This window comes from Vreelandella andesensis, from assembly GCF_003989795.1.
Taxonomy (GTDB): domain Bacteria; phylum Pseudomonadota; class Gammaproteobacteria; order Pseudomonadales; family Halomonadaceae; genus Vreelandella; species Vreelandella andesensis.
Map to the genome: position 1 here is coordinate 158684 of NZ_RZHG01000008.1, position 19234 is coordinate 177917.

Consider the following 19234-nt stretch of genomic DNA (forward strand, 5'->3'; position numbering starts at 1 on the left):
GCCATGTTTATTGGTCTGTTTGATGCCCTTAAACGTGCTGGTGTGCCTGTTTCGCTGCGCGAATTGCTCGACCTTCACGCTGTGGTTGAACGTGGCGTCGTGTTTGCCGATATGGAAGCGTTTTATCAAGTAGCGCGTACCGTCATGGTCAAAGACGAGCGCTACTTTGACCGCTTCGACCGTGCCTTTGCCGCCTGGTTTAAAGGCCTTGAAGACATGGATTCCGCCATCGAGGCGCTCATTCCCGATGAGTGGCTGCGCCGGGAATTTGAAAAGCAGCTCAGCGACGAAGAGAAAGCCAAGATTGAATCGTTAGGTGGTCTTGAAGCGCTGATTGAGACGTTTAAAAAGCGCCTGGAAGAGCAAAAAGAGCGCCACGCCGGCGGCAACAAGTGGATTGGCACCGGTGGCACCAGCCCTTTTGGGGCGTATGGCTACAATCCAGAAGGCATACGCATTGGCCAGGATGGCTCACGCCATCGTCGCGCCACCAAGGTCTGGGACGAGCGGCGTTTTCGCGATTACGATGATTCGTTAGAACTAGGCACCCGCAATATCAAAATGGCCTTACGGCGGCTGCGCAAGTTCGCCCGTCAAGGGGCGCTAGACGAGTTTGATGTGGACAGCACCATCCGTGAAACCGCTCGGGATGCGGGGCTGCTCAATATTCAAATGCGCCCCGAACGTCATAATGCGGTTAAAGTGCTGCTGTTTTTAGACGTTGGCGGGTCAATGGATGACCACATTCGCGTCTGCGAAGAGTTGTTCTCAGCGGCCCGTTCCGAATTCAAGCACCTGGAGCATTACTACTTTCATAACTGCCTTTACGAAGGCGTTTGGCGCAATAACATGCGCCGCAATAACGAACGTATTCCTACCATGGAGGTGCTTCACACCTACAGCGCCGATTATCAGGTCGTGATTGTTGGCGATGCCGCCATGTCGCCCTACGAAGTTACCCACCCTGGCGGTAGCGTGGAACACTTTAATGACGAACCTGGTGGCGTGTGGCTGAAACGCTTAGCGGAGTCATTCCCACGTTTGGCATGGCTAAACCCCATGCCACCCCGTACCTGGGAATACACCTATTCGACCCAGTTAATTCGTGAGGTCATTGATGACCGCATGTACCCCATGACCATGGAAGGCCTGGAGACAGCTATGCGCGAGCTAGCTAAGTAGCAACGATCCAAACCAAATGACTGCCTTACCCAATATGCTAGCCAAGAAAAAGCGGCGCGTTTGATTGAACGCGCCGCTTTTTTTGGCATACGAACAGAAACGCTATATCCCCATCCAACGCCACTGACGTGGAGATATTGATGCTCTTTTACTCAGAAAAAAGACATCAACCTGCAAGTTCGTTACATAAAATGAAGCGCTTCGCTGTTTCAAGCCTAAAGCGTTGCTGGAAAGTTATTCAAACCTGACAAAAAGGCTTCTTTAGCCTCAGTAAATGCTGTGAGGTCATGCTTAAACCGGCGCAATATTAGCGCTTCATCAAGACTGAGCGTGGGCGTCAGATCATCATTATGCTTGGCAGGGTGACGCGCACCTAAGCCAACACGCTGCCCATTCGCGCCATCAAACCAGCGCTTAAACCCGCACTGCTGATAGAACGCTTCTTGGCTGGCATCACTTACTTCAACACGCAGCGGGGCTTTAAGACTTAGCTCACTGATTAAGCGCGCTTTAGCGCCATCAACAAACTCGCAAGCGTGGGTTACCGTCATTCCTTCGCCAGCCTCATCTAATACCAGCAGTACTAGCGCCAGGGGCTTGCCATCACCATCGACACCCGCCAGCAAACGAGCCGCCTCTTGATCGAACAGCACGTTTTTCGTACCGGTAAAAACCACGAGGGGTGTTAACCCGGCTTGCTGGCCATATACCTTCGCACACAGGGTTGCCAAACACGCATCACGCGGGGCGCTCTGGCTAATAGGGACTACCTTCATTACGCTCTCTCATGAGGATTTAAAATCACACCAACGTCTGGCAAACCTTAAAAGCTCGCAAGCCTAGAGCAAAGCTTTCTCTTGCACCACCCTCTTTTCCCAAAGGAACTACACTCTAGTGGCAGAGTCGCATTAATCGCGACCCGTTTATTTGTCGCTAAGGAGAGCCAATGCCACAGTTTATTAACGACCCAACGCTACCTCAGCCATCGTTTCCCGGTAGCCATATGGTGATCGACGAACACTATATGTTTATTTCTGGCTTAACCGTTGCTGACCTATCTAACGGCAAAGCTGCCCGTGGCGATGTAAAAGAGGAAACACGCCTCGTGATGCGCGAGCTTGAACGCATGCTAGCGCAAGAAGGCGGCACCTTAACCGATATTGTTCGTGTCGACATTCATCTTTCTGACTTAAAGCAGATCAATGCGCTAGACAGTATCTACGCAGAATTTTTTGAGCCAGGTCGCTATCCGGCTCGTACCTGCACAGAGTCTCCTAACATCTGCGGAGGCAGCAACGTCGAAATCACCTTAATGGCAAAACGACCACCGCAAGAATAGCCACTCAGCGTTTAGGGCGTTTAATACGCCCTAACCATCGCCAAAATCGCTTCAATATCACTGTATTCATATGGCTGAGTTTACGTCACCGAATTTATATAACTGGGGAACCACTACGGCGGCTTGTGCCCGAAGCGCACTAGAACGACCAATTTCAACGCCGCTATGTAACACACCTTTCGCAACGGGCCGGTCTCTCAACAGCGAGTACAGTGCCTGACATTTTGGCATCTTTCGCAAGCAGACAAGCGCACTAATTTCCGCTAGGGTAGCGCCTCACGCTGCCAAACGAAGTCGTCTTACATGCAAGAGTTACTCAATAAGATTGCTGCCGAGATTGCCCTGGAAACCGAGCGGGGCAAAGTAGCCGACTATATTCCTCAGCTGGCCCATGTGGACCCCAGTCAATTTGCTATCAGTTTGTCTACGGTAGACGGTCAGCGCTTCTCCGCTGGCTGCGCCACTACGCCGTTCTCGATCCAGAGTATTTCCAAAGTTTTCACCCTAACCATTGCGCTGGGCAAATGGGGCGATGGATTGTGGTCACGGGTTGGGCGAGAGCCTTCTGGCGACCCGTTCAACTCTATCGTGCAGCTTGAGCATGAAAGCGGTAAACCACGTAACCCCTTTATCAATGCCGGGGCAATTGCGATTGTCGATGCCATCATGATGGGTCACGAGCCGAAAGAGACGCTGGCGGAAATTCTTAGTTTTGTGCGTTACATTGCTGACGATAATAATATCTGTTTTGACCATCAGGTAGCGGCTTCCGAAATGCAGCACAAAGATCGCAACGCATCGCTGGCACATTTCATGAAAGCCTTCGGCCGCCTGCGCCATGATGTCGATAAAGTGCTGGGCACTTACTTCCACCAATGCGCTATTGCCATGAGCTGCGACCAGCTGGCTCACGCTGGGTTGTTTCTGGCCTCCGATGGTGTCAATCAACCGAGCGATTTACGCGTGGTATCACCTCAGCGCGCCCGCCGAATCAACTCGTTGATGATGATGTGTGGCCACTATGACGCGTCGGGAGAGTTCGCTTTCCGCGTTGGTTTACCGGGCAAAAGTGGCGTTGGCGGCGGCATTCTGGCTGTTGCACCCGGCCGCGGTTCGCTGGCAGTGTGGTCGCCGGGGCTGGATCATTATGGCAATAGCCTGCTCGGCACGCGTGCGCTGGAAATGTTTGTCCAAGACACTGGTTGGTCGGTATTTGGACACTAGTTCATTACTCTGACGCAAGCAAAGGAGAATGCTGGGCGGCTTCCCACGCCTGTACCTGCTGTTTGGTTTTAATGCCCCAGCGATAGCCGCCCAGCGCCCCGCTTTGTTGAATTACCCGGTGGCAGGGAATCCACATTGCAATGGGGTTAGCCCCTACGGCATTACCCACCGCGCGCGATGATTTCGGCGTGCCAAGTGCCTGAGCAATCTGCGAGTAGCTCGCCAACTGGCCTTCAGGAATAGTGAGCAGCGCGCGCCATACGGCAATCTGGAAATTAGTACCGCTCACGTGAAGCGACAGCGCAGCAGGCGCCGCGATAGAAGCAGGCGTCTCAGCAGGTTTCGTGAACAGAGCCTTTACCGCGTAACGGGTGGCGTCAGGGCGATGGCAGAGCGTACTGCGAGGCCACTGTTTCGTTAGCTCCGCCAGCAGTGCTTCCTGGCGGACAGACGCCACAAAGGCCATTCGGCAAATTCCCCTTGGCGTCATCGCCACTAACATCTCGCCAAAAGGCGTGGGATGCACGCCGTAGGCAATCTCAACGCCTTCTCCTTGGCGCTTAAACTCGCCCGGTGTCACCGCTTCTAACTGCACAAAGTGATCATAAAGCCGCGAACCACCACTAAGCCCTAGCGCGTGCACAGTGTTGGTGAGGCTTTCCGATGAGGCAATCAACTGTTTGCCACGTTCTAAGGTGAGCGCCTGTAAAAAACGCTTGGGGCTGATGCCCGCAAAACGACAAAATAGCCGCTGAAAATGGTAAGCGCTCAAATGCACTTGGGCCGCCACTGTTTCCAAGCTTGGCTGGTTGGCGGCATTGGCCGTCATATAGGCCATCGCTTTTTCGATACGGGCATAGTCATTCATGCGGATGTTCTCACCGGAGCAAAATAAGGAAAAGCATAGAGCCGAAACATAAGGCTCAGAACACAGAACAAGCTTAACCACCCCATGTCACTAGGCCTACCCGAATCTTGCGCAATATTATGGCACCGCAATTTTGTTTAATAAGTGTTATCCAAATACATAGCGAATAGCCTGATTACTTGGCCTACGCTGGACAAGTAGTGCGTTGGAAAACTAGCGCGCTGGACAGTAACACAGTACGTGCACAGCATGAGCCGCCAGAAACGCGCTATATAAATTAGATTGCATAGGAATTCGCAACGCCATTAACGTCAGGAGGACTCCATGGCCAATCGTATGAGAAACACCGATCATCGTGATGCGATTACCCTTTTCGCTCGTATGGGCTACGCTTCTCGCGGCATCGTTTATGTATTAATAGGTGGGCTCGCGGCCCTCGCAGCCTTTGGGCAGGGTGGCCAAACGGAAGGCAGCCGCGGCGCATTAGAAAGAGTACTTACCGCCCCCTTCGGTAAAAGTATGCTAGGCCTCATTGCCGTTGGTTTGGTCGGCTACGCTATGTGGCGCACGATCCAAGCCGTTAAAGACACTGACCACCACGGTAATGGAGGCAAAGGTTTAACGATCCGTGCGGGCTTATTGGCGAGTGCCATTACGCATATTCTCCTGGCATTTTTTGCCGCCACACTTATCTTCCAATTCGCAGGCTCTTCAGGAGGCTCCGGCGGCGGCTCGAAGGGTGTGGCAAGCTGGTTAATGCAGCAACCTTTCGGGCGCTGGTTAGTTGGTGGGGTTGGCTTAACCTTGATTAGTGTCGGTATCGCCCACGCAATCAAAGGCTATAAATCCAAATTCGACAAGCACTTCTCGATGCCAATACAAACTCAACGATGGGCCTATCCCATCTGTCGTTTCGGCTTAGTGATTCGAGGCCTCGTCTTCGCCATCGTGGGTAGCTTTTTTATCATCGCCGCTTACCAAATCAACCCCAATGAAGCAGGTGGCATGAGAGAAGTGTTCAGCACGCTGCGAAGCCAGCCCTTTGGTCAATGGCTGCTTGCCTTTGTCGCCCTGGGGCTCTTCGCATTTGGCCTCTACAGCCTACTTGCAGCCGTTTATCGCCGCATTAATACCGAAATGTAGAGACCATAAAATGCTTTCAAAAACGCGGACTAAACAGTGGCTCGAGCGTCTTAACGGCTCGAAAAACATGTTGTGGCTACTCGGCTCCCTATCTTTTTTAGAGACCATTATTTTGCCAATCCCCATTGAGCTCGTGCTGATACCGCTCATGGCGATTAACAAACAGCGCATTTGGGCTATCGCCACCGCGACAACTCTAGGCTGCTTAGTCGCCTCCATTTTAGGCTATGCGGTCGGCATGGTGCTGTATCAATCCATAGGTACGTGGTTTATTGAATTTATGGGGATGGAGCAGAGCTATCAGGCATTTCAGCACTTCTTTAACCGGTACGGCTTTGCCGCAATTCTGGCCATTGGCATTTTGCCGATTCCATTTCAGGTCGCGATGATTACGGCGGGCCTTTCTGGCTACCCCATTCTACTCTTCGCTCTGGCGGCGGTTATTGCCCGCGGGCTGCGCTATTTTGGCCTTGCCTGGCTGGTGCACCGATTTGGCAACCGAGTAGAAACGATGTGGAAGCGCCATGCGCTTAAAACCAGTCTGGCGCTGGGCAGCGTGGTACTACTCTTAGTGCTAGGGATGCAGGCATTGGCGGGATTAGTAATCTAGCGTTAAGCACTTAATCGTGAGTTAGCACGAGATTAGAGGCTGCTAGCAACGTAACGTTCGCCGCTAGCAGTGAGGCATTAGCCGTTAGTGATCATCTTGCTGTGGGGTAGGTGCTGAGGCTTTATGCTTGGTCTTCATGTCCCTAAACGCTTCCATAATATCCATGGGTAACGGGAAGAAAATAGTCGAGGCGTTTTTGTTACTCATATCGCTCATGGTTTGCAGGTAGCGTAGCTGCAGAGCCGCCGAGTTTTCCTTCATCACATTGGCTGCTTCAACTAATTTCCTTGATGCCTGAAGCTCCCCTTCCGCATGGATGACCTTAGCGCGACGTTCACGTTCAGCTTCCGCTTGACGGGCAATGGCCCGAATCATGCTCTCGTCTAGATCAACGTGTTTGATCTCTACGTTCGCGACTTTAATTCCCCATGCTTCGGTCTGGGTGTCGATGATCCCTTGAATATCATCGTTAAGTTTATCCCTTTCAGAAAGCATCTCATCAAGATCATGCTTACCCAGCACTGAGCGAAGGGTTGTTTGCGCCAGCTGACTGGTGGCCTGAGTGAAGTTTTCCACTTGAATAATCGCTTTTTCAGGGTCTACGACACGGAAGTAAAGCACTGCATTCACTTTCACCGTCACGTTATCCCGAGAAATAACGTCCTGCTCTGGCACATCCATGGTAATAACGCGCAAATCGACAACTTCCATCTTTTGAACGCCAGGAATAATGATCACCAATCCTGGCCCTTTCACCGTTTGGAACCGCCCAAGGAAAAACACTACCCCGCGTTTATACTCCGGCAAAATACGAATAGAGGCAGCGAATAGCAACACTACCAACACAACGGGAACCAAGTAAGAAAGCATCATTGCACACCTCGTTTAGCCGTTAGTTTTGATCAATTGGGCGCCACATGAACGGTTAGCCCATCAAGCCTTACCACCGTTAAAGTATCGCCTTGCTTGACGGGCACATCACACACCGCATTCCAGCGCTCGCCGTGCAGGCGCACGTGACCTTGGGTATGAAAATCATCTAAAGCCACCGCTTGCGCGCCAATCAATTGTTCTGCCCCACTGTGCACGGGCGCTCTTCTTAGGGTGGCAAACCGAGTGAGTGCCCATAGCATAAAACTTGCTGAAATTAGCGCTACACCGCCAATCAGGGGTAACGAGATGGCCAAGTATTCAGCGTCCATCAGCATCACCGAGCCAAGCACAAAAGCCACAATGCCCCCTACTCCCAATATGCCAAAACTGGGTAGCAGTGTTTCTCCCACCATTAACGCTAGCCCTACCACCACCAGTGCAAGCCCCGCGTAATTGATGGGCAGTACCTGGAAAGCGAAGAGCGCTAGTAGAAGCGAAATAACGCCGATAGTGCCGGGAAATAAGCTACCTGGACTTGAGAGTTCAAAAATCAGCCCGTAAAAGCCAACAATCATTAAAAAGTAGGCAATATTAGGATTGGTGATTAAGGACAGCAGCTGGGTACGCCAATCAGGATCAAAGCGCTCAAGCGTTAAGTTTTCCGTGGCTAATGTGACATTGCCTCGCTCCATCACCACCGTTCTACCGTCCAACTGCGCTAATAAGTCATCAATGTCTCTAGCAACGACATCAATTACATTCTGCTCCAGTGCTTGATTAGCGGTGAGATTGACCGCATCGCGTACCGCTTCTTCTGCCCAATCTGCATTACGTCCGTGGCGTTCAGCTAAGCCACGAATAAAGCTAACGGCATCCTCCAGTAATTTTCGCTCCATCGCGCTGCCCTCGCGCGCTGACTCTGAAGTGCCGTCTTCGCCCGCATCTTCCTCGCCACCAGTCAAACCAGAGCCACCCATTTGAACCGGCGTAGCTGAGCCTAAATGGGTTGACGGAGACATGGCCGCCACATGGCTGCCATACAGCAAATAAGTGCCTGCGCTCGCCGCTCGCGCGCCGCTGGGTGACACATACATAACCACGGGGGTGTCGGAATTGAGCATGGTTTGAATCATGTCTCGGGTTGTCTCAACCAGCCCGCCTGGCGTATCTAGCTCAACGATAACGAGCTTGCTGTCTTGTTCTTGGGCACGACGGAGACCACGCTCAAAATAGTCTTTCGTTGCCGGGCCAATAGCGCCCTCAACGTTGAGTACCAGCGCTTTTCCATCACTATTTTGAGCCATCGCCTGCCACGCAAATGACAGCGTGGCCAGTGTGATGCCGACGAGAAGCATCCAAAGCCAATGCGATTTAAGAGAAAAGGCATGCATAATAACTCCCCGCGCTTCGCGTCAATACCTATACAACAGCGACCCTTAGAACACCACTTAGTTTCACAAAACTTGTACATAATGTGCAAATTGAAAAGCGATGATTAATAGTAGAGTCTCTGTTTAACGTAGCATCCTGCAGGGATTTTTATTGAATATAATAACCACTAACGCGCCAAGTGCCGTTTTCAAGGTGGGGCGTGACAACTTCGATGACATTGGGCTTATTTTCAAAACGTGTTTGAAAGGTAAACTCTGCGTAATCTCTTTTTGGCGCGCCGGGCATAGACGTGTACTGCGACACTCGCACACGACGACGCGCTTGCGCTGCGCCAAGACCGCGGCGCGAAAGTGAAACAGTGCGTTCAAGCATGGCTATTGAAAGCGGCGTTTTAAGCAACGGCGACGCGGCTTCCCAGGCTTGCTGGTACTCACCACTATCAATCGACGCTAGCCACGACAGCGCCGCCGCCTCTGCCGCTTGAACAGAAGCCTGAGCATGAGTCGTCAAGATAAGCAGTAACGTGGTAAGACAAAGGGCAAGTGTTTTGCGCATGACATGCTCTTGTGGCGGCATTAAGATTACTTATGTTTAAGAGGTTATCGGAAGATGGCTCGATTTCTTTAGTCATGATTCTGTACCCGCTTCTAAAACCTTTCTCGCTCGTTTACTATGCGCCACCTCTTTTATTTGCTCTTACCCTTAGGCGACCATGTCAGTCAACGCACTCTATACCGATCTTTCTGGCTATTACGATTTGATGTGTGTCGACATCGACTACCACGCCCAAAGCAACGCCATTCGTCGCCTGCACCAAATTTTTGGCAACAAAGGCAAACGCCACCTGGATTTGGCCTGTGGCACCGGCCCCCATGTGCGCCATTTCATTGATGAGGGTTACATCAGTAGTGGGCTGGATATTAATCAACCAATGCTGGATATCGCCGCCACCCGCTGCCCAGAAGCGCACTTCTCGCTGCAAGATATGAGCAGCTTTGAGGTTTGTGAACCGCTCGATTTAATCACTTGCTTCTTGTACTCCATTCACTACAACGATGGCCAAGAGAAGCTTAGTGCCTGCTTTGCCAGCGCCCACCGCGCGTTGAAAACAGGCGGCGTGTTCTATTTTAATGCTGTTGATAAAGACAAAATCGACAACGGCTTATTTGTTAAACATACCGCCAAGCAGGCAAACAATACCTTTACCTTTCGCTCTGGCTGGCATTACGGCGGGCACGGTGAAAGACAGTCACTCAGGCTGAGTATCGAAAAAACCAACGCGGAAACGACGCAAGTTTGGAACGACGAACACCCCATGGTGGCAGTCAGCTTTAGCGAACTTATCGCCTTGCTAGTGCCCACCTTCGAGGTGCACGTGTTTGAGCACGACTACGAAACAATCACTCCTTGGGACGCCCTATCAGGCAATGCGATTTTCGTGTGTGTAAAGCGCTAATGTGGCAGGTTTAGCCGTTATCGCCAGGGCGCAGCTGGCGCTGAATGCCCATCAGGAAATTGCGTAGCATTTGATCTTTGCACTCACGGTAATTCTTATGGCTGGGCTTGCGGAAAAACGCGCTAAGCTCATGGTGGCTTAACGGCAGCCCCACCTGCTCGAATACTTCTAACACGTCATCCGCTTTCATGTTTAAAGCGATACGCAGTTTCTGGAACACCATATTGTTGTTCAGCTGCGATTCTGGCGCAGGCTGCGGGCCTTCACGCTTACCTCGCTTAAAGCTGATAAAACCGTTCAAAAACGCAGCCAGCTCCCTGTTCTTCATCGTCACGAAGGCGTCGTCTTCGTCTTTTTTCAGCCACGCCGTCACCTGCGGCTGCGTAACGGGTATTTCTGCCAACGCGAAGATATCTACGATGGTGTTATCTTTTAAATCAAAGGTGTAGCGGATACGGCGAAAGATATCGTTATTGGTCAAAATAGGGTTCCTAGTCGGTCTTTAGTGTTTCAAGCAGCTGATCAATTTCTGCCTTCAGTTCATTATCTTCAATGCCATAAGCGCTGGCTTTTGCCTGTTCCAAGCTTTGGATAGCGTTATCCGTTTGGCCCAGTTCCACCTGCAACATCGCCATGGAAAAACCAATGGATGACATATGATCTTTCGATTGCTTGGCAACGGCCTTATCTAGCGCTTTTTGATAGATTGGCAGCGCATCCTCTAATTCTTCGGTAAAGTCAGCCAGGGTTTCCCACTGCTCCGGGTGATCTTTATCGGTATTTTCATTATCGATGCAGATAGCATTCAGCTCGGCAAAGAGGGCGTCGAAAGTTTCTCTATCATCTTTAGCGGCGGCTTTCATCAGCTTCTCAGCCAGCTCATAAACCGCTTTGTATACCTTGGTGTTAATCATTACCAACGACCCTTCCCGTGCCTATCAGGCAAAAAATTGGATTCACGCGCTCGCAAAAAAAAGGATTATACATGAATGTACCACGTCGGCTTGATACGCCCGAAGTCTCCGCGGATGTTGTTTGCAAGGGCTTTTTTCGGGTCCAGTACCACGCAAGCTTCGGGCAAGGGTTGTCGTTATCTTGGTCAGTTACACCACGCTGAAGCTCTCAATCCACTGATTTTGTTATTTTTAATGTATAACAATCGCTGCGCACCCACTGCTAGCCGGAGATCCTCACACTTCCCGCAAATGGCTATGTATGCTCAACACAGCCCTTAAGATTATAATCACGGACTAAGTCAACCCGACTCTGCTATTGAACGCCAAGCCTCAGGCCTATGACTGTGAACAACCTCCATCGAAGTGAAAAAGACCGAACCAAGCCTGTTCGCAAAGGCCTGCACCCAAAGAATCGACATAATCAAGGCTATGATTTCCCGGCGCTGGTAAAAAACCACCCAGCACTAGCCCCCCATGTAAAAACGAACGCTTATGGCGAACTTTCCATCGATTTTGCAGACCCGTTGGCAGTAAAAACGCTCAACGCCGCGTTATTAAACCGCTACTACAACATTGCCGACTGGGATATTCCAGAGGGCGCACTTTGTCCTCCCATCCCGGGCAGAGCCGACTATATCCATTACATGGCGGATTTAGTTGGGCTTGAACCTGGGCATGAAAAGCCCAACATCAAGCTGCTTGATATAGGGACGGGAGCCAATGGCATCTACCCGCTATTGGCCTGCCAAATTTACGGCTGGCAATGTGTCGGCAGTGACATTAACCTTCAGTCGCTTGAAAACATAGAAACGATTATCGCCAACAACCCCACGCTCAAAGATCGCTTCACGCTGCGCATGCAGCACGATAAAAACCATATCTTTGAAGGCATTATTCAAGCGGGGGAGTTTTTTGACGTCAGCGTATGCAACCCACCCTTCCACGCCTCGCTCGATGAAGCACTTAAAGGTAGCCAGCGTAAACTCAATAATCTTGCGCGTAGTCGTGGTGAGCAAAAAGCAGACACCCAATCTCCCACGCTGAATTTTGGCGGGATGGGGGCAGAGCTTTGGTGTAAGGGGGGCGAACAGCTGTTTCTTAAAAAGCTAATAAGAGAAAGCCAAGTCTATTCAACTCAATGCCGCTGGTTTAGCAGCCTGGTTTCAAAAGCTGACAATGTTAAGCCTGCCAAGAAACTGATTCGTAAGCTCGGCGCCGCTGATATAAGGGAAATAGAAATGAAGCAGGGAAATAAGGTCACGAGGATACTGGCCTGGACATTCATCTGAGCGCGCCTAACACTGACGCATGATCATTCAACACCATATAGCTATACAGAGCTATGAAGCTGATTACACAATTCGAGCTACCAACGGCTGATTTTACGCTATGCTGCATCACTTTTTATTTTCGACACACCTTACGACAATTTGTCAGAGCTACTAATGCCATTTTCAAAACTAGGCTTATCCAGTCCTCTTGTTCAAGCGATTAACGAACTCGGTTATAAAGCGCCAACGCCCATCCAGGAACAAGCGATTCCTGCCATTCTTACGGGTAACGACTTAATCGCCACCGCACAAACCGGAACAGGCAAAACCGCAGCCTTTGTGCTGCCTCTGCTGGAACGATTCAGCAAAGCGGAAACGTTACGCGGCAAACGCATACGTGCGCTGATCCTTGTGCCGACCCGTGAGTTAGCGGTTCAGGTCGAAGCCAGTGTCGCTCAATATGCGAAACACACGCCTTTAACCTCGATGGCCGTGTATGGCGGTGTGGATACCGACGCTCAAAAAGAGCGCCTAATCGAAGGGGTGGATATTCTGGTCGCCACGCCGGGCAGATTGCTCGATTTGGCACATCAGCGTGCGCTGCACTTTGATGAACTTGAAGCCATGGTATTGGACGAAGCGGACAGAATGGTCGACATGGGTTTTGTCGACGATATCCACAAAATCATCGTGCGCCTACCTGAAAACCGTCAGAACCTATTGTTTACGGCCACCATGACCGACGACGTTCGCGCCCTTGCCTACGATTTTTCTGATAGCAAGATGACCGATCTGGCGGCTGAAATATCCATTTCTCCCAACATCCGCGCCGCCGCTAATATTAAACAATGGCTAATCACGGTAGACAAAGACATCAAATCTGCCTTGTTGAGTCACTTGATCAATGAACAAGCGTGGGATCAAGCACTTATTTTTGTCGAGAAAAAGCACAGTGCGGCCAAGCTTGTTGCTCAGCTGGAAAAACGCGGCATCGTAGCAGATTCCATTCATGGCGGTAGAAGCCAGGCCATGCGCGAAAAGATTCTGGCTCAATTCAAAGCTGGTGAACTGAAATACCTGGTTGCCACGGGGGTGGCCGCTCGGGGGTTGGATATTGGTGAACTGAGCCGTGTGGTGAATTACGATTTACCTTTTCAGCCAGAAGAGTACATCCACCGCATTGGCCGAACAGGCCGTGCGGGTGCCTCAGGTGAAGCCATCTCTCTTGTCGACATCAGTGACTTTAAAAATCTTTGTGCTATTGAAAGGCGGTTGAAAACTATTATTGAACGCAAAGAAGTTGCAGGCTTTCCGGTTAAAAAAGCAGTACCCGCTTCCAACTTGAACTATGTTAAAAAAAGCAATCGTTAAGACTTAACTGTCAGGTTCCGAGTGATTAGTGACTTGGAACCTGACACCTAACCACTAGGCGGGTGAAAACGCATCTAACAGATCGGCATTAGTTGGGTATTTCTCTAATAGCTCAAGCAACTTCTGCGCGCCTTCCACTGGCTTAAGCGTTGTCAACGCTCGACGCAGTGTCCTTACTTTTTCAATATCTCTTTCATCAATCAAAATTTCTTCTCGACGAGTACTGCTTTTGGCAATATCTATCGCAGGGAAAATTCGTTGATTTGCCACGTCGCGTGATAGCACGAGTTCCATATTGCCCGTGCCTTTGAACTCCTCAAAAATCACCTGATCCATGCGGCTTCCGGTATCCACCAACACGGTGGCCAGAATGGTGAGCGACCCACCGTTCTCGATCTTTCTCGCAGCGCCAAACAGTTTTCGTGGTATTTCCATCGCTCGGGAATCCAGTCCACCCGACATGGTACGACCATTGCCTCGCTGCTCGGCATTATGAACGCGCGAGAGTCTGGTAAGAGAATCGATCACAATCATCACATTATGACCCTCGCCTGCTTGCTTACGCGCTGTCTCAAGAAGCTTATCTGCCAAATGCACATGGTGTGTGTAGCTTTCATCTGACGACGATGCATGTACGTCTGTCGATACACTGCGCTTAAAATCGGTCACTTCTTCAGGACGCTCATCAATCAGCAAGGCATACAGCTTTATGTCAGGATACGCTTCTGCCACGGCCTGACAGATGTGTTTTAAAATCGTCGTTTTGCCAGAGCCTGGCGGCGCAACAATTAAGCCACGTTGCCCCATCCCAATAGGCGTAATCAGATCCATCGCACGCACCGTCAGCTGCTTAGAACCATGCTCTAAAACAATGCGTGGGGAAGGATAAATAGCGACGCCATTTAAAAAACGTTTTTCGGGATCATTAGAAAATTGATCTTCAGCTTCGTCAGCGGGCTTGGCATCTGGCTGCCTTTTCGCCTTCAGACTTAGTGTTTTTCTCGTCATAGTATCGATGGATCGCTTTGAATAGCCTGAGTTCATAGAATAACTGCATCTGAGCGCTTCTTCACTGAATGGCGCATTGGGTGGTAGCTTACGCTAAGGCTCTCAAGACAGCTTGTGGCTCTTTGGCGACGACATGCAACAGCGCCAAGGCTGGCCCATGCGGCGTCCTATCACCACGTTCCCAGTGCCTTAACGTGGCGACGCTAATACAAAGCTTGGCTGAAAATTCCATTTGGGTCATGCCCAATTTCTTACGCAAAGCAGCAACGTCAACCAGTTCTGGCCGATGTGTTTTGGCCGCAACGTTGCGCCCTTGATTAAGGTCGATGGCTTCTTGCAAGCCCTGGGCAATACTTTCATAGGCACTAGCCATGATGTTTCTCCAATGCGGCATGAACAAGGATATTGACCAACTTGGAAAGCGCATTTCTATCAGCTTTTGAGAGATTCTCGCGCTCGCCTTTACCAAATATTGTTAGCAAATACAGAGGAATACGCTGGTCATGGTAGTAGTAAATGACACGCACCCCGCCGCTTTTTCCCTTGTTGCCTCGACTCCAGCGAAGTTTGCGAATACCGCCTGTACCCTCCATCACATCTCCCGCCTGTGGGTGCTCCGCAAAATAGTCGATAACCGCTTTGCGCTCGAAGTCAGTGAGCAGCGTATCCGCACGCTTCATATACTCTGGGAGTTCTGTAATGGTCGTGAGCATTTAAACAGAGTAATCCAATGGATTACCACAGGCAAGCTGCTTCAGGGAAATCAGTACTTAGCCAGGGTTTGGGCAGATGCCTTTCGGTTCGCTCCTCGCCAAGCGTTACGCCGCGCTACGTGGCGGCTCGATTGTTTATGTGGCTGGGTCTTCGCGAACTAAAGCTCCCTTCCACAGAACTAGTGAAGAAGACCAGTGCAGTGACGGGATCATGCAAGGCGCTGTGTAGTTATGCCTTGAAGACGTAGCGCAGGGTTAGCGACTTGATCAGTAGCCGTGACTTGGCCAGCGCTGAACCGGTTATTGCCACTCAAGTTTGAGGTCTTTATGTGACTGTGCACGATTTGCCTTGCGCGCAGAGATAATTCGAATTGTTTCGCTATCTCTCACGCAATGGCACGCCACCAGTAAATGGGAATGAATGCTCGTTCCGATGAGTATAAACCGATCCTCCTCTTCAGAATGATCGGGATCTGATATAAGCCTGCCGAATTCGTCCGTTAAGGCAGTTTTTGCCTCTTTAAAAGAATCGCCGTGCTTCTGGCGATTAGCGCCTTCCCACAACACCGGGTCAACACTACTAATGCAGTGACTGGGGTGTGGGAGGCGCTCGGGCTTAGGCTTTCAGAACGTAACGCAGGGTTTCAACCACTTGGTCGGTGGTGGTGCACCAAGCTTGAGCTTGGGCATCAACCTCTTTCAGCGGGTGAACAATGTCTTCGCTATGCAAGGTGATGTAGGGCTTGGCGAGTGCCGCGCAGTAACCCGCATCAAAGGCGGCATTCCACTGCTTATACTGTTCGCCAAAACGCACAACCACCAGATCGGCTTGTTCGATCATGGTGCGGGTACGAATGGCATTGACCTTAGAGGACTGGTGGTCGCGCCAGAAGCCATCGGCGGGTTTGCCAAGGTGGTCGCCTGCCGCATCACTGGCACCGTGGTCGGTGACCGGTGCGGTGAAAACAATATCCAGCCCGGCGGCGTCTGCGCCCTGTTGAATTTCTTCACGCCAGTCAGTGTGAATCTCGCCGGAAAGGTAAACGTAAAAGCTCATAGTGGCTCCTTTATTGCGTGGTTCTATGGAAGATATTTTCATTTTAGTAACAAAGATGGCTGTGCGATATCAACACGACGCATCAACACAACGCATCAACACAACGCATCAACACAACGCATCAACACAACGCATCAACACAATGCCAGGGTCATGAAACCGGCACAAACACCGGAGCGCCGTTCACCTCGACGGTCGCCAGACGCTGCTGATAAAGCCGCTCTAAGGCACTCGGCACTAGCATGCTGTCGCGTGGGCCCCAGCAGGCTTCGCCACTGGGGTAAAGCAGCAAAATATGGTCGCACCAGCGGGCAGCAAGGTTTAAATCGTGCAAGCACATCATTATCGCACTGCCCTGGGCAGCTTGCTGGGCCATCAGCGCCATCACCGCGCTTTGATGATGTAAGTCGAGGTGATTGGTGGGTTCGTCGGCCAGCCAAATACCCGGGGCTTGGGTCAATACAGTGGCCACCGCAACACGCTGGCGTTCGCCGCCGGAAAGCGTGCTAACAAGCCGATGGCGCAGGTGCGCGACGTCTAGCTGCTCAAGCGCTGACTCAGCCTGGGCGTAGTCGTCTGCACCTTCCATCTGCCATAGCGAAAGATAGGGATGGCGTCCAATCAACGCTGTTTCCAACACCGTCGCGGGAAAACCATCTAAGCGCTCTTGAAAGACCATCCCTAGAATTTGAGCAATTTTCCGCCTGCGCAGTGTCTCAAGTGGTTGATCATCCAACAAAACATGCCCGGAACGTGGCGCGTTAAGCCCTGCCAGGGTATGCAGCAACGTGGTTTTACCGGCACCGTTAGGGCCTAGTACGCCCCATATCTGTCCCGGTTCGAGGGCAATATTCAGCGCTGTACCATCGCACCGGTCCGGCACATTGATAATGAGGTCTTGCGTAATCAAGCGACTCATCATCGGCTCCGGTAAAGCAGAAAGAGGAACGTAGGCACCCCCAGCAGCGCGGTAATCACCCCTACCGGTAGCTGTTCAGGCGCAATGATGGTGCGGGCCAGCGTATCCGCCAGCACCAGCAAGGTGCCCCCGGCCAGGGCGCAGGCAGGTAAAATTAACCGCTGGTCGTTGCCTAGCAACAGGCGCAGCAAGTGCGGCACGACCAGCCCGACAAAGCCAATGCTGCCCGCCGTAGTGACGGCAGCGGCAGTCAGCAGGCTGGCGGCAACGTAGATACCCCACTCTAGCGGTCGCACATCCACCCCCAACGCTGCCGCTTGCTGTGGGCCTCTGGCCAGCACATTCAAGCTACGTCCCAACGGCATCAAGACAATGCAAGTGAGCAATAACAGCAGCAGCGGCGGCCAAGGCGCGCGCGCGTAAGAAAGATCGCCCATCAGCCAATACAGCATGCCCGGCAACCGCTCGGCAGGGCTTAGTGCCAACATCAGGGTAATCACCGCGCCCCAGCCAGCCGCGACTACTACGCCGGTGAGTAACAGCCGCGAGGGCGTCCAGCCGCCGCTGCCATGAGCAAGGCCAAACACCAGAAACGTAGACAGCAACGCACCTAAAAACGCCGACCCTGACATCAGCACGCCTCCCACACCCGCGAGCATGGCCGCCAGCGCACCAATAGACGCACCGCCGGAAAGCCCGAGCACATAAGGGTCGGCTAATGGGTTTCGCAGCAGCACCTGCATTAGCGCGCCCGCCACGGCTAAAAGCCCGCCTACCGCAAACGCGGAAAGTGCGCGGGGAAGGCGTAAATCAATCACCATGGTACGCGCCAGCGCATCGCCCTGCCCTTGCATCACTGCCCAAAGTTGGGCAGCAGATAATTGAGCACTGCCCACCGCTAGGGAAAACAGCAGCGTTGCAATGGCCATTACTGCCAGCAAGCTAAGGGGTTGCCACAGGCGCATTGCCATTAAGAGCTCCTGTTCATAGAAAATGCTCTCGCGCGCTTTTGGCGGGTTTGTTCCAACTTTTCACACAGCAATTGGGCACCTTCTAACAGGCGTGGCGTAGGCCGCTGAATAAGGGAAGGAGGCACAAAATAGAGGCTATCATCTGACACGGCGGCCAGATGAGGGTATTGCTCCCAGTGGGTCAGCCAGTGGCGGCTCTCTTCCCCCATACCGCCAGCAATAATCGCTTCAGGATTGGCCGCCAATACGGCTTCGTCATCCAGCCTGGGCACTAGGCGTTGCTGGTCACCAAACACGTTTTCACCGCTGCAAAGCTGCACCACTTGGCCGATGAGGTGCTCATCGTTCACGCTCATCAGGGGTTGATCCCATACCTGGTAAAAGGTGCGCACAGGCGCACGACCACTGTAGCGACTTGCTAACTCAGCCATGCCCTTTCTAAAATCGTTAGCCACTTGCTGCCCCGCAGGCTCCGTTCCTGCTAAACGCGCCAGCCGTTCGACGGTATAAGCAACGTCTTCAAACGTGCGCGGCTCAATGTAGAACACTGGCATTCCCAGTGCTTCAAGAGTTTCCATTTGCTCAGCAGGGTTTCCAGTGACCCAACCGATTACTAAATCCGGGGCCAGCCCTACTAGAGCCTCTAAATCAATGCGCGTGTGGCTGCCAACAGACGCCACGTTTTTGGCTTCTGGTGGATAGTCACTATAAGAAACGACAGCAACAACGTGCTCCCCGGCGCCTGCCGCGTAGGTAAGTTCCGTCGCCCCTGGCGAGAGCGTGGCAATACGCTGGGCCGAAGCGGGCAGACAAACGTCACGGCCCCAATCATCTACCGCGCAGCGTGAATGGTCGTGGCCTTGTACATGTAGGGTCATGAG

At 51.9% G+C, this 19234-nt stretch carries 23 protein-coding genes; 8 read left to right on the forward strand and 15 right to left on the reverse strand.

The window, feature by feature from the left end; genetic code table 11:
- Nucleotides 1-3: 3 nt before the first annotated feature.
- Nucleotides 4-1182: a vWA domain-containing protein gene (locus ELY33_RS04680; protein WP_126944668.1), complete on the forward strand. Its 1179-nt coding sequence runs from the start codon at nucleotides 4-6 to the stop codon at nucleotides 1180-1182.
- A gap of 215 nt (nucleotides 1183-1397) precedes the next feature.
- Here ELY33_RS04680 and ELY33_RS04685 read toward each other — a convergent pair whose 3' ends face one another.
- The gene (locus tag ELY33_RS04685; RefSeq protein WP_126944671.1) at nucleotides 1398-1958 is read right to left on the reverse strand and encodes a hypothetical protein; all 561 of its coding nucleotides are present in this window, start codon (nucleotides 1956-1958) and stop codon (nucleotides 1398-1400) included.
- Nucleotides 1959-2128: 170 nt separating this feature from the next.
- Between ELY33_RS04685 and ELY33_RS04690 the strand changes: the two genes are divergently transcribed.
- Nucleotides 2129-2521 carry a RidA family protein gene (locus tag ELY33_RS04690; RefSeq protein ID WP_126944674.1) on the forward strand — a complete coding sequence of 131 codons (393 nt, stop codon included), beginning with the start codon at nucleotides 2129-2131 and terminating at the stop codon, nucleotides 2519-2521.
- A 303-nt stretch (nucleotides 2522-2824) separates the two neighbouring features.
- On the forward strand, nucleotides 2825-3745 hold the full coding sequence (locus ELY33_RS04695) for a glutaminase (RefSeq protein WP_126944677.1): 921 nt from the start codon (nucleotides 2825-2827) through the stop codon (nucleotides 3743-3745).
- 4 nt (nucleotides 3746-3749) lie between these two features.
- Here ELY33_RS04695 and ELY33_RS04700 read toward each other — a convergent pair whose 3' ends face one another.
- Nucleotides 3750-4613, reverse strand: a complete 864-nt coding sequence (locus ELY33_RS04700) for a bifunctional transcriptional activator/DNA repair enzyme AdaA (protein WP_126944680.1) — start codon at nucleotides 4611-4613, stop codon at nucleotides 3750-3752.
- A 324-nt stretch (nucleotides 4614-4937) separates the two neighbouring features.
- Here ELY33_RS04700 and ELY33_RS04705 point away from each other — a divergent pair, with 324 nt between their 5' ends.
- The gene (locus ELY33_RS04705; RefSeq protein ID WP_126944683.1) at nucleotides 4938-5756 is read left to right on the forward strand and encodes a DUF1206 domain-containing protein; all 819 of its coding nucleotides are present in this window, start codon (nucleotides 4938-4940) and stop codon (nucleotides 5754-5756) included.
- Nucleotides 5757-5766: 10 nt separating this feature from the next.
- A complete protein-coding gene (locus ELY33_RS04710) occupies nucleotides 5767-6366 on the forward strand; it encodes a YqaA family protein (RefSeq protein WP_126944686.1) in 600 nt (199 codons plus the stop codon).
- A gap of 84 nt (nucleotides 6367-6450) precedes the next feature.
- Here the strand turns inward: ELY33_RS04710 and ELY33_RS04715 are convergent, their stop codons facing one another.
- The 3 genes from ELY33_RS04715 to ELY33_RS04725 form a co-directional block, all read right to left on the reverse strand.
- On the reverse strand, nucleotides 6451-7239 hold the full coding sequence (locus ELY33_RS04715; protein ID WP_126944689.1) for a slipin family protein: 789 nt from the start codon (nucleotides 7237-7239) through the stop codon (nucleotides 6451-6453).
- A gap of 29 nt (nucleotides 7240-7268) precedes the next feature.
- Nucleotides 7269-8630 carry an NfeD family protein gene (locus ELY33_RS04720; RefSeq protein WP_126944692.1) on the reverse strand — a complete coding sequence of 454 codons (1362 nt, stop codon included), beginning with the start codon at nucleotides 8628-8630 and terminating at the stop codon, nucleotides 7269-7271.
- A 148-nt stretch (nucleotides 8631-8778) separates the two neighbouring features.
- On the reverse strand, nucleotides 8779-9186 hold the full coding sequence (locus tag ELY33_RS04725) for a DUF4019 domain-containing protein (RefSeq protein ID WP_126944695.1): 408 nt from the start codon (nucleotides 9184-9186) through the stop codon (nucleotides 8779-8781).
- A 157-nt stretch (nucleotides 9187-9343) separates the two neighbouring features.
- On the opposite strand from ELY33_RS04725, the gene ELY33_RS04730 reads away from it, so the two are divergent.
- Complete coding sequence (locus ELY33_RS04730; protein WP_126944698.1) at nucleotides 9344-10087, forward strand: class I SAM-dependent DNA methyltransferase; 744 nt, start codon at nucleotides 9344-9346, stop codon at nucleotides 10085-10087.
- 10 nt (nucleotides 10088-10097) lie between these two features.
- Here ELY33_RS04730 and ELY33_RS04735 read toward each other — a convergent pair whose 3' ends face one another.
- Nucleotides 10098-10568, reverse strand: a complete 471-nt coding sequence (locus ELY33_RS04735) for a YehS family protein (protein ID WP_126944701.1) — start codon at nucleotides 10566-10568, stop codon at nucleotides 10098-10100.
- A 10-nt stretch (nucleotides 10569-10578) separates the two neighbouring features.
- Nucleotides 10579-11001 (reverse strand): tetratricopeptide repeat protein, encoded by a 423-nt coding sequence (locus ELY33_RS04740; protein WP_126944704.1) that lies wholly within the window; start codon nucleotides 10999-11001, stop codon nucleotides 10579-10581.
- 380 nt (nucleotides 11002-11381) lie between these two features.
- Between ELY33_RS04740 and rlmF the strand changes: the two genes are divergently transcribed.
- Entirely contained in the window at nucleotides 11382-12332 is a 951-nt protein-coding gene (rlmF, locus tag ELY33_RS04745; RefSeq protein WP_244208559.1) for a 23S rRNA (adenine(1618)-N(6))-methyltransferase RlmF, read from the forward strand.
- A 156-nt stretch (nucleotides 12333-12488) separates the two neighbouring features.
- Nucleotides 12489-13685 (forward strand): DEAD/DEAH box helicase, encoded by a 1197-nt coding sequence (locus tag ELY33_RS04750; protein WP_126944710.1) that lies wholly within the window; start codon nucleotides 12489-12491, stop codon nucleotides 13683-13685.
- A gap of 54 nt (nucleotides 13686-13739) precedes the next feature.
- On the opposite strand, the gene rho is transcribed toward ELY33_RS04750, so the two are convergent.
- The 8 genes from rho to ELY33_RS04790 all read right to left on the reverse strand — a co-directional run bounded on the left by rho (nucleotide 13740) and on the right by ELY33_RS04790 (nucleotide 19231).
- Nucleotides 13740-14693: a transcription termination factor Rho gene (rho, locus tag ELY33_RS04755; RefSeq protein ID WP_126944713.1), complete on the reverse strand. Its 954-nt coding sequence runs from the start codon at nucleotides 14691-14693 to the stop codon at nucleotides 13740-13742.
- A gap of 88 nt (nucleotides 14694-14781) precedes the next feature.
- A complete protein-coding gene (locus tag ELY33_RS04760) occupies nucleotides 14782-15066 on the reverse strand; it encodes a helix-turn-helix domain-containing protein (RefSeq protein ID WP_126944716.1) in 285 nt (94 codons plus the stop codon).
- A complete protein-coding gene (locus ELY33_RS04765) occupies nucleotides 15059-15406 on the reverse strand; it encodes a type II toxin-antitoxin system RelE/ParE family toxin (RefSeq protein WP_126944719.1) in 348 nt (115 codons plus the stop codon). Before ELY33_RS04765 ends, ELY33_RS04760 begins: the two co-directional genes overlap by 8 nt.
- 300 nt (nucleotides 15407-15706) lie before the next feature.
- On the reverse strand, nucleotides 15707-15973 hold the full coding sequence (locus ELY33_RS04770) for a BrnT family toxin (protein WP_244208560.1): 267 nt from the start codon (nucleotides 15971-15973) through the stop codon (nucleotides 15707-15709).
- Nucleotides 15974-16022: 49 nt separating this feature from the next.
- Nucleotides 16023-16463, reverse strand: a complete 441-nt coding sequence (locus tag ELY33_RS04775; protein WP_126944722.1) for a YtoQ family protein — start codon at nucleotides 16461-16463, stop codon at nucleotides 16023-16025.
- Nucleotides 16464-16614: 151 nt separating this feature from the next.
- A complete protein-coding gene (locus tag ELY33_RS04780; RefSeq protein WP_126944725.1) occupies nucleotides 16615-17382 on the reverse strand; it encodes an ABC transporter ATP-binding protein in 768 nt (255 codons plus the stop codon).
- A complete protein-coding gene (locus ELY33_RS04785; RefSeq protein ID WP_126944728.1) occupies nucleotides 17382-18353 on the reverse strand; it encodes a FecCD family ABC transporter permease in 972 nt (323 codons plus the stop codon). Before ELY33_RS04785 ends, ELY33_RS04780 begins: the two co-directional genes overlap by 1 nt.
- Entirely contained in the window at nucleotides 18353-19231 is an 879-nt protein-coding gene (locus tag ELY33_RS04790; protein ID WP_244208561.1) for a cobalamin-binding protein, read from the reverse strand. The genes ELY33_RS04785 and ELY33_RS04790 overlap by 1 nt, the downstream gene beginning before the upstream one ends.
- Nucleotides 19232-19234 lie beyond the last annotated feature (3 nt).

Excerpts from the sequence above, each read along its gene's own strand:
- ELY33_RS04680 (WP_126944668.1), top strand. The coding sequence starts at position 4 with ATGTTTATTGGTCTGTTTGATGCCCTTAAACGTGCTGGTGTGCCTGTT.
- ELY33_RS04765 (WP_126944719.1), bottom strand. The coding sequence starts at position 15,406 with ATGCTCACGACCATTACAGAACTCCCAGAGTATATGAAGCGTGCGGAT.
- ELY33_RS04725 (WP_126944695.1), bottom strand. The coding sequence starts at position 9,186 with ATGCGCAAAACACTTGCCCTTTGTCTTACCACGTTACTGCTTATCTTG.
- ELY33_RS04700 (WP_126944680.1), bottom strand. The coding sequence starts at position 4,613 with ATGAATGACTATGCCCGTATCGAAAAAGCGATGGCCTATATGACGGCC.
- ELY33_RS04730 (WP_126944698.1), top strand. The coding sequence starts at position 9,344 with ATGTCAGTCAACGCACTCTATACCGATCTTTCTGGCTATTACGATTTG.
- ELY33_RS04685 (WP_126944671.1), bottom strand. The coding sequence starts at position 1,958 with ATGAAGGTAGTCCCTATTAGCCAGAGCGCCCCGCGTGATGCGTGTTTG.
- rlmF (WP_244208559.1), top strand. The coding sequence starts at position 11,382 with ATGACTGTGAACAACCTCCATCGAAGTGAAAAAGACCGAACCAAGCCT.
- ELY33_RS04715 (WP_126944689.1), bottom strand. The coding sequence starts at position 7,239 with ATGATGCTTTCTTACTTGGTTCCCGTTGTGTTGGTAGTGTTGCTATTC.
- ELY33_RS04720 (WP_126944692.1), bottom strand. The coding sequence starts at position 8,630 with ATGCATGCCTTTTCTCTTAAATCGCATTGGCTTTGGATGCTTCTCGTC.
- ELY33_RS04785 (WP_126944728.1), bottom strand. The coding sequence starts at position 18,353 with ATGGCAATGCGCCTGTGGCAACCCCTTAGCTTGCTGGCAGTAATGGCC.
- ELY33_RS04710 (WP_126944686.1), top strand. The coding sequence starts at position 5,767 with ATGCTTTCAAAAACGCGGACTAAACAGTGGCTCGAGCGTCTTAACGGC.
- ELY33_RS04775 (WP_126944722.1), bottom strand. The coding sequence starts at position 16,463 with ATGAGCTTTTACGTTTACCTTTCCGGCGAGATTCACACTGACTGGCGT.
- ELY33_RS04780 (WP_126944725.1), bottom strand. The coding sequence starts at position 17,382 with ATGAGTCGCTTGATTACGCAAGACCTCATTATCAATGTGCCGGACCGG.
- ELY33_RS04695 (WP_126944677.1), top strand. The coding sequence starts at position 2,825 with ATGCAAGAGTTACTCAATAAGATTGCTGCCGAGATTGCCCTGGAAACC.
- ELY33_RS04760 (WP_126944716.1), bottom strand. The coding sequence starts at position 15,066 with ATGGCTAGTGCCTATGAAAGTATTGCCCAGGGCTTGCAAGAAGCCATC.
- ELY33_RS04690 (WP_126944674.1), top strand. The coding sequence starts at position 2,129 with ATGCCACAGTTTATTAACGACCCAACGCTACCTCAGCCATCGTTTCCC.
- ELY33_RS04790 (WP_244208561.1), bottom strand. The coding sequence starts at position 19,231 with ATGACCCTACATGTACAAGGCCACGACCATTCACGCTGCGCGGTAGAT.
- rho (WP_126944713.1), bottom strand. The coding sequence starts at position 14,693 with ATGACGAGAAAAACACTAAGTCTGAAGGCGAAAAGGCAGCCAGATGCC.
- ELY33_RS04740 (WP_126944704.1), bottom strand. The coding sequence starts at position 11,001 with ATGATTAACACCAAGGTATACAAAGCGGTTTATGAGCTGGCTGAGAAG.
- ELY33_RS04750 (WP_126944710.1), top strand. The coding sequence starts at position 12,489 with ATGCCATTTTCAAAACTAGGCTTATCCAGTCCTCTTGTTCAAGCGATT.
- ELY33_RS04705 (WP_126944683.1), top strand. The coding sequence starts at position 4,938 with ATGGCCAATCGTATGAGAAACACCGATCATCGTGATGCGATTACCCTT.